General features: G+C 76.9%; 2 protein-coding genes. Both read left to right on the top strand.

Annotated elements, in window-relative coordinates:
- Window positions 1–384: exodeoxyribonuclease VII large subunit (locus tag HMPREF3105_RS11010; RefSeq protein WP_305791348.1), on the top strand; the 384-nt coding region annotated here is incomplete at its 5' end.
- Window positions 381–668 (top strand): exodeoxyribonuclease VII small subunit, encoded by a 288-nt coding sequence (locus HMPREF3105_RS11005; protein WP_036340347.1) that lies wholly within the window; start codon window positions 381–383, stop codon window positions 666–668. The genes HMPREF3105_RS11010 and HMPREF3105_RS11005, both read left to right, overlap by 4 nt.
- Window positions 669–684 lie beyond the last annotated feature (16 nt).

The following is a 684-nucleotide window of genomic DNA, read 5'->3' as shown; positions in this document are numbered from 1 at the left end:
CGCGTGCGCGCCGAGGCCGAGGGGCTCGCGGCCCTGCGCTCCCGGCCCGTGCTGGCCCGTCCGCACGTGATGGTGGACACCCGGCAGGAGGAGACGGACCGGTGGCGCGAGCGCGGCCGGTCCGCCCTGGGCCACCGGCTCGTCCGCGAGCAGGACGCCCTCACGCAGCTGCGCGCCCGCGTCCGCGCCCTGTCCCCGCAGCGCACCCTGGACCGCGGCTACGCCGTGGTCCAGCACGCCGGACAGGTCGTGCGCGACGCGGACCAGGTCGCCCCGGACGACCGGCTCGACATCCTCGTGGCGGCCGGACGGATCGCCGCGGACGTCGTCGCGACGCATCGGCCCACCCCGACCCCATCCCACGAGAGGACACGACAGGCATGAGTGAGCAGGGCATGGAGCAGACGCAGGACGCGGGCCGCCCGAGCGGCGTGGAGGGCTTCACCTCCGCGGACGTCTCGGACGTGGCCCAGATGAGCTACGAGCAGGCGCGCGCCGAGCTGATGGAGACCGTGGGGAGGCTGGAGGCCGGTGGCGCCGGCCTCGAGGAGTCCCTGGCCCTGTGGGAACGCGGGGAGGCGCTGGCCGACCGCTGCCAGGCCTGGCTGGACGGCGCCCGCGCCCGCCTCGACCAGGTGCGCGGCGAGGCCGCCCCCGACGTCGACTGACCACGCCCCCCCCACT

Source organism: Micrococcus sp. HMSC31B01 (assembly GCF_001816085.1).
GTDB lineage: Bacteria > Actinomycetota > Actinomycetes > Actinomycetales > Micrococcaceae > Micrococcus > Micrococcus luteus.
Note: the sequence above shows the minus strand (reverse complement) of the source record. Positions and strands in the feature narration are given on the sequence as shown.